The 13,074-nt window shown below is 72.8% G+C and carries 13 protein-coding genes; 7 read left to right on the top strand and 6 right to left on the bottom strand.

The window, feature by feature from the left end; translation table 11 throughout:
- Positions 1–309 precede the first annotated feature (309 nt).
- Complete coding sequence (locus IO20_RS0115970) at positions 310–606, top strand: hypothetical protein (RefSeq protein ID WP_030554681.1); 297 nt, start codon at positions 310–312, stop codon at positions 604–606.
- Between the two features lie 18 nt (positions 607–624).
- On the opposite strand, the gene IO20_RS38045 is transcribed toward IO20_RS0115970, so the two are convergent.
- Both IO20_RS38045 and IO20_RS0115960 read right to left on the bottom strand, forming a co-directional pair.
- Positions 625–1,425 carry an RDD family protein gene (locus IO20_RS38045; protein WP_030554680.1) on the bottom strand — a complete coding sequence of 267 codons (801 nt, stop codon included), beginning with the start codon at positions 1,423–1,425 and terminating at the stop codon, positions 625–627.
- Between the two features lie 76 nt (positions 1,426–1,501).
- Positions 1,502–2,974: an RDD family protein gene (locus IO20_RS0115960; protein ID WP_031127331.1), complete on the bottom strand. Its 1,473-nt coding sequence runs from the start codon at positions 2,972–2,974 to the stop codon at positions 1,502–1,504.
- Positions 2,975–3,283: 309 nt separating this feature from the next.
- On the opposite strand from IO20_RS0115960, the gene IO20_RS0115955 reads away from it, so the two are divergent.
- Complete coding sequence (locus IO20_RS0115955) at positions 3,284–3,775, top strand: SsgA family sporulation/cell division regulator (RefSeq protein WP_030554676.1); 492 nt, start codon at positions 3,284–3,286, stop codon at positions 3,773–3,775.
- A 29-nt stretch (positions 3,776–3,804) separates the two neighbouring features.
- Here IO20_RS0115955 and IO20_RS0115950 read toward each other — a convergent pair whose 3' ends face one another.
- Positions 3,805–5,172, bottom strand: coding sequence for an FAD-binding oxidoreductase (locus IO20_RS0115950; RefSeq protein ID WP_030554674.1), 1,368 nt, complete (start codon positions 5,170–5,172; stop codon positions 3,805–3,807).
- A 98-nt stretch (positions 5,173–5,270) separates the two neighbouring features.
- Between IO20_RS0115950 and IO20_RS0115945 the strand changes: the two genes are divergently transcribed.
- Entirely contained in the window at positions 5,271–6,713 is a 1,443-nt protein-coding gene (locus IO20_RS0115945; protein ID WP_245684963.1) for a tetratricopeptide repeat protein, read from the top strand.
- Between the two features lie 320 nt (positions 6,714–7,033).
- Here the strand turns inward: IO20_RS0115945 and hppD are convergent, their stop codons facing one another.
- Positions 7,034–8,179: a 4-hydroxyphenylpyruvate dioxygenase gene (hppD, locus tag IO20_RS0115940; protein ID WP_030554670.1), complete on the bottom strand. Its 1,146-nt coding sequence runs from the start codon at positions 8,177–8,179 to the stop codon at positions 7,034–7,036.
- Positions 8,180–8,300: 121 nt separating this feature from the next.
- On the opposite strand from hppD, the gene IO20_RS0115935 reads away from it, so the two are divergent.
- The 4 genes from IO20_RS0115935 (at position 8,301) to IO20_RS0115920 (ending at position 11,043) form a co-directional block, all read left to right on the top strand.
- The gene (locus IO20_RS0115935; protein ID WP_030554669.1) at positions 8,301–8,777 is read left to right on the top strand and encodes an Lrp/AsnC family transcriptional regulator; all 477 of its coding nucleotides are present in this window, start codon (positions 8,301–8,303) and stop codon (positions 8,775–8,777) included.
- An 86-nt stretch (positions 8,778–8,863) separates the two neighbouring features.
- Positions 8,864–9,445 (top strand): winged helix-turn-helix domain-containing protein, encoded by a 582-nt coding sequence (locus IO20_RS0115930; protein WP_030554667.1) that lies wholly within the window; start codon positions 8,864–8,866, stop codon positions 9,443–9,445.
- Positions 9,446–9,464: 19 nt separating this feature from the next.
- Positions 9,465–9,647, top strand: a complete 183-nt coding sequence (locus IO20_RS0115925; RefSeq protein ID WP_030554666.1) for a hypothetical protein — start codon at positions 9,465–9,467, stop codon at positions 9,645–9,647.
- A gap of 4 nt (positions 9,648–9,651) precedes the next feature.
- Entirely contained in the window at positions 9,652–11,043 is a 1,392-nt protein-coding gene (locus IO20_RS0115920; protein ID WP_030554664.1) for an MFS transporter, read from the top strand.
- Here the strand turns inward: IO20_RS0115920 and IO20_RS0115915 are convergent.
- Entirely contained in the window at positions 10,976–11,770 is a 795-nt protein-coding gene (locus IO20_RS0115915; RefSeq protein WP_030554662.1) for a S16 family serine protease, read from the bottom strand. The two genes, IO20_RS0115920 and IO20_RS0115915, sit on opposite strands and share 68 nt — an antisense overlap.
- Before the next feature lie 9 nt (positions 11,771–11,779).
- Complete coding sequence (locus IO20_RS0115910) at positions 11,780–12,958, bottom strand: alpha/beta fold hydrolase (protein ID WP_030554661.1); 1,179 nt, start codon at positions 12,956–12,958, stop codon at positions 11,780–11,782.
- Between the last annotated feature and the right edge of the window lie 116 nt (positions 12,959–13,074).

Raw genomic sequence — 13,074 nt, 5'->3', positions numbered from 1 at the left:
GCCCGCCGCCCTCGGACCAGATGGTGGGGTGTCCGTCCGGCGGGGTCGCGCGTCACAAGTGACGACATTCGACCGGAGAGAGACAAGAAAAGACAGATCTTGACTTGCACCGACCAACTGCACTATGTGGGAGGCGGGTTCCGATTATCGGACAGTTGGGCGGCGCACACTCAGGGACAGTTGGGACTTTCGTGCCCCCGCGCGCCCCCCGTGCAACGGCACCGTGGGTAAGGTCACGCTTACCCCACGCCCTTCTCGGGCATCGAGCGTCGTAGAGTCGACCCCATGCCCGGAGGGACGGTATCCGTCATGCAGCGACCGAACGCCGCGCAGCTCGCCTACGGTTCGGCCACCGTCGTCCTCGCGACCGTCGCCCTCCTGCTGCTCTCCCGTACGACGACCACCCTCGGCATCACGGTGATCAGCCTCGCCGGACTGCTGCTCGGACTGCTCGTGGCGGTGACGATGCCGGTGCGTCCGGCGTCCGTCAAGATCCTGGACGCGGTTCCGGCAGCCGACGCGGTTCCGGCACCCCACGGGAACGAAGAGGTCCGGGTACCGACCGCGCCTGTGGGCGCGGGGGCCGATACCCGGACCGGTTCGTGATCCTTCGAGCCTGACGGCCTACTGCGGGACGGAGACCACCACCGTCTTCGCCGCCTTGTCGTGCAGACCCTGCTTGTACGGCTTGTCGACCAGAATCAGGATCAGGATCAACAGCGGCCACAGGCAGGCGCAGCAGATCAGCGCCGGCAGCCACAGGACGACCGCGCGCAACAGCGACTGGCTCATCGGGGGCGTCGAGCCGTCGTTGAGCATCGCGACCCGCAGCTTCATCAGCTTCTTGCCGATGGTCTGGCCGTTCCTGGCGGTCATCACCGTGTCGTACGTGACGTACGCGACGATCGTGATGAGCTGGAAGACCAGCTGGCTCCCGCCGTTCAGGCTGTTGACGGTGTCACCGAAGTCGTTGTCGTTGTCGGTCGCCCGCGCGTAGATGTCGAACGGGATGCCGATGACCGCCAGCGGGATCGCGATGATCAACCAGTCGATGAGCCGCGCGAGGATGCGCCGGCCGGACTCGGCGAGCGGCGGCATCCCGGAGAGCGGATCCGTCCCGCCGTATCCCCCGCCGTAACCGCCGTACGGAGGCGGGGGCGGCATGCCGCCCCCGTACGGATCCCCGCCCGAGGAGCCGTACGGATCCCCGCCCGAGGGACCGTACGGATCCCCGCCCGAGGGACCGTACGGATCCCCGCCCGAAGGACCGTACGGACTTCCCGGCGGGGGACCTCCCGGGGGCGGCTGGCCGCCGCCCGGGGGCGGGGGCGGCTGGCCGGCGGACGGCGGCGGTGGCTCCTGCGGCCTCTTGAGGAACGGGTCCTCCTCGGGCGGCTGGCCGGGCGGCGGCTGATCGTTGCTCATGGGGGCAGTGCATCCCGGGCCCGGCGCCCCCGCACTCCATCACCGCCCGTTCGGGGGACGCGGGCCCCCGGTCGGCTCAGCGCGCCACGAAGGTGCGCGCGGCCTTGTCGTGCCAGCACTGACGCCAGGGGCGGTCGAACAGACACCACAGGACGTTGAACACGCCGATGGCCAGGAGCCCCAGGACGCTGTAGACGAGCCAGCGGCGCAGCGACGCCCCGAACCTCGGCGGCTGGTGCGCCTCGATGTCCCGCACCTCGATCCCGCACAGCTTCTTGCCGAGGGTGCGGCCCCACCGGGAGGTCGGCACCACCTCGTACAGGATGCCGATGACGAACAGCGCGGCCAGCGCGATGCCGAACTGGACGGAGGTGGTCCCGTCGAGCAGCCAGACCTGGACGGTCACGCCGGACTGCTTGGCCGCCTCGATCTTGCCGTCGATGTGGTCGAGGGCCGTGGTCACGAAGGGGAAGGAGGCACCGCCGACGAGTGCGCCCAGGACCACGGTGTCGATCAGCCGGGCGAGCAGCCGCCTGCCGAGCCCGGCGGGGCGGGCGGAGGCCTGCTCGCGGGCCGCCTGGACGAACAGGTCGTCGACGGGCGGCTTCCAGGGAACGACGGGCTGCTGCTGCTCCGACGACTGGGGCTGAACCTGCTGGAGCTGGGGCTGTTGCGGCTGCTGGGCCCAGGAGGGGGTGGCCGGGGCGGGCGCGGGCGCCTGCTGTACGGGGGTGGGCGCGGAGGCCGGGGCGGGCGCGGAGGCCGGGGTGGGCGCGGGGGTCTGCTGTACGGGGGCCGGAGCGGGGGTCCGCTGTACGGGCGCGGGAGCGGGCGCCTGCTGTACGGGGGTCGGTGTGGGAGCCGGAGCCGGCGTGGGCGTGGGCGTGGGGATCGGCATGACCGGCATCCCACCGAGTCGCGCGGCTCCCCCGGCCGTCCGGTGATCGACATTCCGGGGCTCGGCACTCCGGGGCTCGGCCTTCCGGGGATCGGCCGTCTGCGGGGCGGCGTGCGCCCGCGCGTCGGCGGGCTCGCTCGCACCGGCGACCGGCCAGTCCGCGGGGGTGCGCGGGTCGGCGGTCCGGGGCGCGCCCCAGGAGACCTTCTGGTCGCGGTCGCCGCCGAAGCCGGTCTGACGGGAGGTGTCCGCCTGCCACGCGGACGCGGGTTCCTGGGCGGCCGGCTCCTCGTCGAAGAAGACGGGCCCGGTCTCCTCCACCGCGGGTACGGGGGCGGGCGCGGGCGCCTGGGCCGGTACGCGCACGGGCGCCTGGACCTGCACCGGCTCGGGCTCGGGCTCGCGCTCCGGCTCACGCTCGGCCTGCCGTACCGGAACCGGCGCGGGTGCCGGGCTCGAAGCCAGGAGGGGGCCCGCAGGGATCGCCGAGGCCGGGGGGCCCGGCGGAACCTCGTCCTCCTTGGGCGCGGGCCGGCTCGTACCGGGAACCCAGGCGCCCCCGTTCCAGTACCGGATGTACCCGGGAATGGACGGGTCCGGGTAGTACCCCGCCTGCGGTACCTCTCCGCCGCCTCCAGGAGGAGTAGCCACTGCCCCGACTCCGTTCAGTCACAACGCCTTTGATCCGCGCGGCCCGCGTGCCGGGCGTGCCGCGCCCAAGGAGGACAGTAACGAAGAACGTCCCCGGGGGAACAAGGAGCCCGCGAGAAAGCCCCGCCTTCGGGCGACACATACCGGAATCGATCACTCATGGTGATGTTCGGGCCGATGCATCCTGCCCGGAAGGCCGCCGGAAAAACTTCCCGGAAGAAATTTCCCGAAGTCGCGTAATGAGCTGCGTCCACCCCGCTCTCTCCAGGTGAAGGCCCGTCCGGGGCCCACGCGAGAGGGAGTACGACCATGCAGAACACCGACAACACCACGGTCGAGCGCGAGCTGGAGCTGAACCTGGTGCTCTCGCCCGAGCGCGCCGTCCCCGTCCCCGCCCGGCTCGCCTACCGCACCGACGACCCGTACGCCGTCCACATCACCTTCCACATCGGCACGGATCACCCCGTCAACTGGACGTTCGCGCGTGAACTCCTCGTCGAGGGCGTGTTCCGGGCCTGCGGCCACGGCGACGTCCGCATCTGGCCCACCAAGGTCGACGGCCGCAGCGTCATCCTGATGGCGCTCTCCTCCCCCGACGGCGACGCGCTGCTCGAAGCCCCGTCCGCGCAGGTGTCCGCCTGGCTCGAGCGGACCCTGCGCGTGGTGGCGCCGGGCACCGAGTCCGAGCGGCTCGGCATCGACGACGGACTCACCGAACTCCTGGCGACCACCGTGATCGCCGACGAGCTGTGGCTGCGCGACCCGTGGCCGTCGGAGGAGTCGCAGGACGGCGAGCTGTGATTCCCGTACGCGCGCGCGTGGACCTGGATTCAGAACAGCTTTCCGGGGTTGAGCAGCCCCAGCGGGTCGAAGGTCGCCTTGATCCCCCGCTGGAGTTCGAGGCCCACCGGGCCCAGCTCCCGTGCCAGCCACTCCTTCTTGAGGACGCCCACACCGTGCTCGCCGGTGATCGTGCCGCCGAGCGCGAGCCCGAGCGCCATGATCTCGTCGAAGGACTCCCGCGCCCGCCGCGACTCGTCCTCGTCGGTGTGGTCGAAGCAGACGACGGGATGGGTGTTGCCGTCACCGGCGTGCGCGCAGACGCCGATGGTGAGCCCGTACTTCTCCGCGACGGCGGCCGTGCCGTCGAGCATCTCGGCGAGCCGGGTCCGCGGCACGCACACGTCGTCGATCATCGTCGCGGACTTGATGGTCTCCAGGGCGGTGAGGGAGAGCCGGCGTGCCTGGAGGAGGAGTTCGGACTCTGCGGCGTCCGCGGCCGGCACGACCTCGGTCGCGCCCGCCGCCGCGCACAGCTCCCCGACGGCGGCCAGGTCGGCGGCCGGGTCCGGGGTGTCGAACGCGCACAGGAGCAGCGCCTCCGTGGTGTCGGGCAGGCCCATGCGCGCCAGCTTGTTGACCGCCTGGACGGTGGTGCGGTCCATGAGTTCGAGCAGCGACGGGGTGTGCCCGGCCTCCATGACCGCGCAGACGGCCGCGCAGGCCGCCGCGGCGGAGGGGAACTCGGCGGCGAGCGCGAGCTGCGCCGGAGGCTGCGGCCGGAGGGACAGCACGGCCTTGACGACGATGCCGAGACTGCCCTCGGAGCCGACGAAGAGCCTGGTCAGGTCATACCCGGCGACACCCTTGGCGGTGCGGCGGCCGGTGCTCAGGAGCCGGCCGTCGGCGAGGACCACGTCCAGACCGAGGACGTACTCGGCCGTCACCCCGTACTTCACACAGCACAGGCCGCCGGAGGCCGTGCCGATGTTCCCGCCGATGGTGCACGTCTCCCAGCTGGAGGGATCCGGAGGGTAGTACAGACCCTGATCGGCGACGGCCCGTGACAGCACCGCGTTGACGACACCCGGCTCGACGACGGCGATCCGGTCGACCGGGTTGATCTCCAGGATGCGGTCCATCTTGACCAGGGAGAGCACGATGCAGCCCTCGGAGGCGTTGGCGCCGCCGGACAGGCCGGTACGGGCCCCCTGGGGGACGACGGGGACGCGGAGCTCGGTCGCCGTGCGCATGACGTGTTGGACCTGTTCGACGGTGCGGGGCAGCACGACGACCGCGGGGGTGCCGGCCGCGCAGAAGCTCGCCATGTCGTTCGCGTAGGAGGCGGTCACGTCCGGGTCGGTGAGCAGCGCCTCGGCCGGGAGCCCGGCGCGCAGCCGCGTCAGAAGATCGTCCATGCGTCCAGCGTGGCACCCGGGGCCATCGGTGTGAACCCGCCGGAGCGGGTGCTTCGTGTGCTCTTCGTACAGGTGCGGGCGGGCGCACAGTGAGCGCCATGAAGACGCAGAACGTGTCGAGGACGGTCCTGGCGGCCGGAGTGGGCGCGGTGCTCGCGGCGACGGCCCTGCTGTACGTCCCCGAGTTCGTCGGCCAGGATCCGCCGCCCCCGCCGAGCCCGGCGGAGCGGGCGACGACGGCGGCCCACGCGGGCGCGCAGGCCGCGCTGCCCGACCTGGCCGCGCTGATCACCGACCGGGAGAAATGGCTGCGCGCCCACCCGGACGACGACGCGTCCTGGGCGGACCTCGGGGCGGCGTACACGGAGCGGGGCACCCGGCTCGGAGACGTACGGGACTATCCGCGGGCCGAACAAGCCCTGCGCCGCTCCCTCGCCGAACGGCCCGCCACCCGCGGCAACCTGACGGCGCAACTGGGGCTCGGGGCGCTCGCGGGGGCGCGCGGCGACTGGAGGACGGCGAAGGAGTGGGGGGAGCGGGTACGGAAGGCGGACCCGCGCCGCTGGCCCGCGTACCCGGTCCTGATGGACGCGTACAACGGCCTGGGGGACTACGGGGCGGCCCGGAAGGCCATGGAGGCCCTGGAGGAGCTCCACACGGGCGCGGTGGTGCGCACCCGGGCCGCGCAGACCTACCGCGACCGGGGCTGGCGCGAGGACGCCGACGCGGCGGCCCTCGACGCGGCGGCGCTCGCCGAGACGGACGCGGAGAAGGCGGCGTCGCTCGCGCGGCTCGGGGACCTGGCGTGGGAGCGGGGCGAACCGGAGGAGGCGCTCGCCCGGTACGGGTCGGCGCTGCGGCTCGTACGGGACCACGGCCCCTCCCTCGCGGGCCGGGCCCGGGCCCTGGCGGCGCTCGGCCGCACCGGGGAGGCGCTGCGCGACTGGCGGGCGGCGCTCGCCAGACTGCCGCTGCCGGAGTACGTCCTGGAGGCCGGCGAGCTGTCCGAGTCGCTGGGCCTGGACGGCGACGCGCGGGCGCTGTACGAGCGGCTGCGGACCGGGACGTGGGCGCGCGGGGAGGTGGCCCTGGCCCTCCTCGACGCGGACCACGGCGACCCGGCGGCGGCGGTGGCCCGGATGCGGGCGGAGTGGGCGCGGGGGCACCGGTCGGTGGGGGTCGCGGACGCGCTGGGCTGGGCGCTGTACCGGTCGGGGCAGCCGAAGGAGGCGCTGGAGTACGCGAAGCGGGCCACGGACGAGGGGCTGCGGAGCGCGCTGTTCACGTACCACCTGGGCGAGATCGAACGCGCCCTGGAACAGACGGGGCCGGCCCGGCGGCACCTGACGGAGGCGCTGCGGATCAACCCGCACTTCTCGCCGCTGCTCGCCGCGAAGGCGACGGAGTCGCTGACGGCGGTGGGGGAACCACCGGAGGAACTGCCGAGGGAACTACGACGGCCCCCGGAGACCGAGCCGAAGCCGCGGACCCCGGAGACGCCGACGCCTCCGGAGACGCCGCGGGCGCGACCCCTTCCCTGATGCGGCCGGTTGCGGGCAGGCGTTCCGCGGGGCGGAACGGGTGGGCACACTCCACGGGATCCTTCGCCGCACCCAACCGTTGCGGGCAGGCGTTCCGCGGGGCGGAACGGGTGGGCACAACCCACGACGGCGCCGCACCTGTGGTCGGGTCCAGGCCCAGAAGCCCGGGCCCGGCAGGGGGCGCCGTCCCGTTGTGCCCACCCGTCCCCGCCCAGCGGGACGACTGCCCACAGCGGGGGTGACGAAAGGGCGGGGCGCAGTCCGCAACGGGCGCGATCCGCGGCGGGCGCAATGGCCCGCCGCAGGTCGGCCGCAGGCGGCTACAGGTTGCCGCGCTTCTCCTGTTCGCGCTCGATCGCCTCGAAGAGGGCCTTGAAGTTGCCCTTGCCGAAGCCCATCGAGCCGTGGCGCTCGATCATCTCGAAGAAGACGGTCGGGCGGTCCTGGACCGGCTTGGTGAAGATCTGCAGCAGGTAGCCGTCCTCGTCGCGGTCGACGAGGATCTTCAGCTCGCGCAGGGTCTCGACGGGCACCCGGGTCTCGCCGGCCCACTCGCCGAGGGTGTCGTAGTACGAGTCGGGGGTGTCGAGGAAAGCGACGCCCGCGGCCCGCATCGCGCGCACGGTGGCGACGATGTCGTTGGTGGCGAGGGCGATGTGCTGGACGCCGGCGCCGCCGTAGAACTCCAGGTACTCGTCGATCTGCGACTTCTTCTTCGCGATCGCAGGCTCGTTGATCGGGAACTTCACCTTGAGGGTGCCGTCCGCGACGACCTTCGACATCAGGGCGGAGTACTCGGTCGCGATGTCGTCGCCCACGAACTCCTTCATGTTCGTGAAGCCCATGACGTTGTTGTAGAAGCCGACCCAGTCGTTCATCTTGCCGAGCTCGACGTTGCCGACGCAGTGGTCGATGGCCTGGAAGGTGCGCTTGGCCGGCGGCTCGACGATCGGGTTCGCGGCGACGAAGCCCGGGAGGTACGGGCCGTCGTAGCCGGAGCGCTCGACGAGGGTGTGGCGGGTCTTGCCGTACGTGGCGATGGCTGCGAGGACGACGGTGCCGTTCTCGTCCTTCACCTCGTGCGGCTCGGTGAGGCCGGTGGCGCCGTGCTCGACGGCGTACGCGTACGCGGCGCGCGCGTCCGGCACCTCGATCGCGAGGTCGACGACGCCGTCGCCGTGCTCGGCGACGTGGTCGGCGAGGAAGCGGCCGTGGTCGGTGGCGACCTTGATGACGGAGGTGAACACGAAGCGGGCGGCGCCGTTCGTCAGGACGTAGCTGGCGGTCTCGCGGCTGCCGTTCTCCGGTCCGGAGTAGGCGACGAGCTTCATGCCGAAGGCCGTGGAGTAGTAGTGCGCGGCCTGCTTGGCGTTGCCGACGGCGAAGACGACCGCGTCCATTCCCTTGACCGGGAAGGGATCGGCCTTACGCGCGGTGGAAGGGGTGTGATCGATGGTCTCAGTCATGGGAGCAGCGTCGCGCCGTCCGGCAAGGTGCGCAATAGTTTGCTGTGAGGCTGGTCAATGTGTACAGCGATCCGGCAGCATCGGCGGGCGACTTGTACATGGTGACCACCGGGAGGCCCTCGTGGCGATCGATCATTTGGACGGCCGGCTGATCGTGCTGCTGGCACGGGAGCCGCGCATCGGGGTGCTGGAGGCCTCGCGCCGGCTCGGGGTGGCGCGCGGGACCGTGCAGGCGCGGCTGGACCGGCTCCAGGCGAGCGGGGTGATCCGGGGCTTCGGTCCACAGGTGGATCCGGCGGCGTTGGGTTATCCGGTGACGGCGTTCGCGACGCTGGAGATCAAGCAGGGGCAGGGCGCGGACGTGCGGGAGCACCTGGCGACGGTGCCGGAGGTGCTGGAACTGCACACGACGACGGGCCACGGAGACATGCTGTGCCGGCTCGTGGCCCGCTCGAACGCGGACCTCCAGCGGGTGATCGACAAGGTGGTCGCCTTCGAGGGGATCGTGCGGGCGTCGACGGCGATCGTGATGGAGAACCCGGTGCCGCTGCGGATCATCCCGCTGGTGGAACAGGCGGCGAGCACGGAGCCGCTCTAGGGCCGTCGGACGCGAAGTACAGGTTGCAAAGAAGAGGTTGCAAAAAAACCCTTGCAACCCTTCCTTTGCAACTCTACGCTGTGAGCATGTCCGAGCCCGAGGAATACCTGAGCCGCCAGCTGGACCCGCGCTCCCTGCGCGGGCTCGCCCACCCGCTCCGCATCCGGCTGCTGCGCGCCCTCCGCCGGCACGGCCCGGCGACGGCCTCCCAACTGGCCGAACAGCTGGGCGAGTCCAGCGGAGCGACCAGCTACCACCTGCGCCAGCTCGCGGCTCACGGCTTCGTCGAGGACGACCCGACACGGGGCAAAGGACGCGAGCGGTGGTGGAAGGCCGGCCAGCAGGGCACGAGGGTCGACGCCTCGCTCTACGAGAACCCGGACCCGGAGGTCCGCGGCGCCCTCGACATCTACGTCCACGAGATCGCGACCATCCACACGCAGGAGCTGAGCACCTACCTCGGCACCCGGCACGACTGGGACCAGACCTGGCTCAGCGCCTCCGACATGAGCGACTTCACCCTGCGGCTGCCCCCCGAGAAGCTCCGCGAGCTCGACGAGAAGATGCACGCCCTCATCGAGTCGTACCGGGACATCGAGGAGGCCGACGCGCCGGACGCCGAGCGCGTACGGATCCATCTGCACGCGTTCCCGCAGCACGAGAACTGACGGAAGGAACCCCGCGGTCATGAACGCCGACATCCACCTCCAGCTCCACCGGCTGCACGCCGCCGACCTCCGCCGCGAGGCCGCCGCCACCGCCCCTCGCCCCTCCGGCACCACCCTCCGGGTCCAACTCGGCTGGCGGCTCGTCGAGTTGGGCCTGCGCATGGCCATGCCCGCGCACCGCCCGGTCACCCTGGCGGCATGACCGCATGACCGCACCGGGGGGACACCACTCGGATACGGCGAAGGGGGATCCGAGCCAGCGGGACCGCGTCCCGCTCGCGACCGTCCTGGCCGCCAACGCCGTATCGATCACCGGCAATTCGCTCACCCTCATCGGCGTCCCGTGGTTCGCGCTCGAGACCACGGGAAGCCCCGGCAAGGCCGGGATCGTCGCCTTCTGCGCGGCCCTGCCCGTCCTCGTCTCGGCCATCGCCGGCGGCCCGGTCATCGACCGGCTCGGGCGGCGGCGGGTCTCCGTCGTCTCGGACCTCGTCTGCGCCGTCGCTCTCGCCGCGATCCCGTTGCTCAACCGGGCCGGCCTGCTGCAGTTCTGGATGCTGTGCGCCCTGATGGCCGTCACCGGCCTCTTCCACGCACCCGGCGAGACCGCCCGCAGCGTCCTCCTCCCCGACCTGGCGGGGCGCGCCGGCACCCCGCTCTCCCGCGCCGCCAGTCTCTACGACGCCGTCTCGCGCGGCGCCCGGATGACCGGCGCCGCCCTCGCCGGCCTCCTCGTGGCGTTCATCGGCGCCGACACCGTCCTGTACGTCGACGCCGCCACGTTCGCCGTCTCCGCGCTGCTCGTGCTCGCCGGCCTGCGCGGCATACCCTCCGCCGAACCCCTGCGCGGGGCCCCGCCGCTCTCCCCCGCCGCCTACCGGGCCGATCTGCGCGAGGGCTACGCGTTCCTGCTGCGCACCCGGCTGCTCCTCGGCATCAACTTCGCCGTGATGATGACCAACGGCCTGGCCCTGAGCTGGAGCGCGGTCCTCCTCCCGCTCCACGCCCGCGAGGACCTGGGCGGTTCGGCCTCGCTCGGCCTGCTCGTCGCCGTCTCCGGGGGCTGCGCCCTCGTCGGGGCGCTGGTCTACGGGGCCGTCGGCCACCGCTTCCCGCGGCGTCCGGTCTTCGCGGCCGGATTCCTGCTCACCGGAGCCCCCGCGTACCTGACCGCGGCCTTCACCGACACCACCGCGCCGCTGCTCGTGGCGATGGCTGTCGGCGGGCTCGGGGCGGGGGTGCTCAACCCGATCCTCACCACGGTCTTCTACGAGACCGTCCCGGAGGAACTGCGCAGTCGCGTCGGCGGCGCCAGCACGGCCTCCGTGCTGCTCACCGCCCCGCTCGGCGGGCTCGCCGCCGGATTCCTGGTGGAACGCACGGGGCTCACCGCGACGCTCCTCACCATCGGCGGGGTGTATTTCCTGGCCAGCGTCTCACCGCTGGTGTTCCCCGCCTGGCGGGGGATGGACGCCCCTCGGGCCGCCCCGGGGGCCATTCCCTCGGCCGCCCGCGCGCACGGTCCGAAGGTCAGCAGGTCGGAACCTTTGCCTCCTGGCCCTGGGCGAGGGCCCGGAGGGACGTCACCGCGTCGCTGAGCGCGGTGACGGGGACGAGACGCAGGCCCTTCGGCAGTTCGGCCTCGGCGTCCGAGCATTCGTCCTTCGGCACGAGGAAGACGGTGGCCCCGTCACGGGCGGCGGCCTGGGTCTTGAGGGAGACCCCGCCGACGGCGCCGACCTCGCCGTCCGCCTCGATCGTGCCCGTACCGGCGACGGTCCGGCCGCCGGTGAGGTCACCGCCGTCGCCGTCGCCGGACAGCTTGTCGACGATGCCGAGGGAGAAGAGCAGCCCGGCGCTGGGCCCGCCGATGTCGGCGAGGTGCAGGGTCACCTTCACCTTCTCGGGGTCCATCTTCAGGTAGCCGAGGGCGGCGAGGGTGGCCGCGTCCTGCGACTCCTTCATCTGGCCGAGGTTGTGCTTCTCGATCTCGGCGTCCGACTTCCCCGACGGGTAGACGGAGTCGTGCGGCAGGACGGCCCGGTCGGCACGGAACCAGGCGTCCGTCACGTCCCCGAGGTCCACGTCCGTGGACGGCCCGGTCGCGACGATCGTCGTCATCAGCAGCCGGCCCTCGGTGTCGCGAACGGGCGCGCCGGTGATCGTGATGACCTCCCGCCCCTTGTCCTTGCCGAGCACGTCGGCGGTGGAGCCGGGCTGGGCGATCGCGTACGGCAGCGGCGCGAGGCCGACGACGGCGAAGAGCGCGGCGACGGGCAGGGCGCAGACAGCGAGGGCGCGGGGGCGGGAGAGACTGGAGAGCACGCCCCCAATCTACTGGGACGCTGCCCGCCACCGGCCCGGGGGCACGGCCGCCGGTACGGGCAGGTGGCGGGTGAAGAAGGACCGCAGGAGCCCGCGTACGGCCGGAACGGACACCCGCGGAGCGGCCGTGCCGACCATGTCGGCGCGGCCTTCGGCGGTCATCAGACCGGCCTCCTGGAGCTGCGGGACCAGCGCCGCGTAGTCGGTGAAGACCCAGTGGTCGCTGTCGTCGAGCTGCCGCCGGACGACGGGGCCGCCGTGCGCGAGCAGCGCCGACCAGGACCGGTCGAGGCGGTCGTCGCGGAAGCCGTCGGTGCCGGCGAGCAGCACGGGCCGGTCCACGCCGTCGCGGGCCACGGGCAGGAGCGTGCCGTCCATCCCGTCGAGGTATCCCTCGAGGACGGCCGCGGCGGCGATCCGCCGGTCCTCGTGGAGGGCTTGGGCGACGGCGGTGCCGCCCGCGGAGTGCCCGTACAGGCCGACCCGGTCGAGTCCGAGGGCGTCGAGGACGAAGCGGAGGTCGGTGACCCGGGTGTCGACCATGGTGCGGTAGATCGCCGCGTCGATGTCGGGGCGCAGCGCGGTCTCCCGCACCCGGTCGCGGCCGGGCCGCGCGGTGGGGAACTCCACCTCGCTCGCGTCGCCGGGGTGGTCGACGGTGACGACGGTCCAGCCGTACGAGGCGAGGTCGATCGCCAGTGAGCTGCCCATGGCGCGGGAGTCGCCGCCGCCGGGGCTGTACAGCAGTACGGGACGCCGGCCGGGCAGTGGCAGGGGCGGGGCGGCGACGCGGGCGTGCGTGAGGGTGGCCGCCCAGTCGACCCCGGCGCGCGGCAGGTGCGGGCGGATCAGCGGACCGAGCCGCGTGAACAGCGCTGCGGCCCCCGGCGTGAGCTGCGGCATCCGCGGGAAGCCCCGGCCGCCCCCGGGGACGGCGGGCGTGAGGACGGTGATCATCAGCTCGCGTACGCCGATCCCGGGCACCCAGGGGTCGTTGCGGGTGTGGTCGACGAGGTGACGGACGGTGGCACCGACCGGGTACGGGCCGGTGGGCGCGGGCAGCCGGAGGACCGGGGCTCCGGGGCGGGCGGTGGCCGGGGCGACGGCGGCGGCGCCGAGGAACAGGGCGGCGGCGCCCGCGAGAGCGCCCTGGGTGACGGCACGGCGGCCGGGGGTACGGGATGTCATGCACGGCATCCTGGAGGCGGGCGGGGGGCGCGGGCGAAGCTTGCGGCTCCAGCCGAAAGGCTTGCGACGAAAGGCCGGCGGCCAAGGGCCAGGCGACGAAGGCCGGCGGACAAAGC

The sequence above is a fragment of the Streptomyces exfoliatus genome, from assembly GCF_000725545.1.
Lineage (GTDB): Bacteria > Actinomycetota > Actinomycetes > Streptomycetales > Streptomycetaceae > Streptomyces > Streptomyces exfoliatus.
This window is presented reverse-complemented; position numbering and strand designations above follow the sequence as displayed.

Excerpts from the sequence above, each read along its gene's own strand:
- IO20_RS0115945 (WP_245684963.1), top strand. The coding sequence starts at position 5,271 with ATGAAGACGCAGAACGTGTCGAGGACGGTCCTGGCGGCCGGAGTGGGC.
- IO20_RS0115920 (WP_030554664.1), top strand. The coding sequence starts at position 9,652 with ATGACCGCACCGGGGGGACACCACTCGGATACGGCGAAGGGGGATCCG.
- IO20_RS0115925 (WP_030554666.1), top strand. The coding sequence starts at position 9,465 with ATGAACGCCGACATCCACCTCCAGCTCCACCGGCTGCACGCCGCCGAC.
- IO20_RS0115950 (WP_030554674.1), bottom strand. The coding sequence starts at position 5,172 with ATGGACGATCTTCTGACGCGGCTGCGCGCCGGGCTCCCGGCCGAGGCG.
- IO20_RS38045 (WP_030554680.1), bottom strand. The coding sequence starts at position 1,425 with ATGAGCAACGATCAGCCGCCGCCCGGCCAGCCGCCCGAGGAGGACCCG.
- IO20_RS0115970 (WP_030554681.1), top strand. The coding sequence starts at position 310 with ATGCAGCGACCGAACGCCGCGCAGCTCGCCTACGGTTCGGCCACCGTC.
- IO20_RS0115930 (WP_030554667.1), top strand. The coding sequence starts at position 8,864 with ATGTCCGAGCCCGAGGAATACCTGAGCCGCCAGCTGGACCCGCGCTCC.
- IO20_RS0115955 (WP_030554676.1), top strand. The coding sequence starts at position 3,284 with ATGCAGAACACCGACAACACCACGGTCGAGCGCGAGCTGGAGCTGAAC.
- IO20_RS0115910 (WP_030554661.1), bottom strand. The coding sequence starts at position 12,958 with ATGACATCCCGTACCCCCGGCCGCCGTGCCGTCACCCAGGGCGCTCTC.
- hppD (WP_030554670.1), bottom strand. The coding sequence starts at position 8,179 with ATGACTGAGACCATCGATCACACCCCTTCCACCGCGCGTAAGGCCGAT.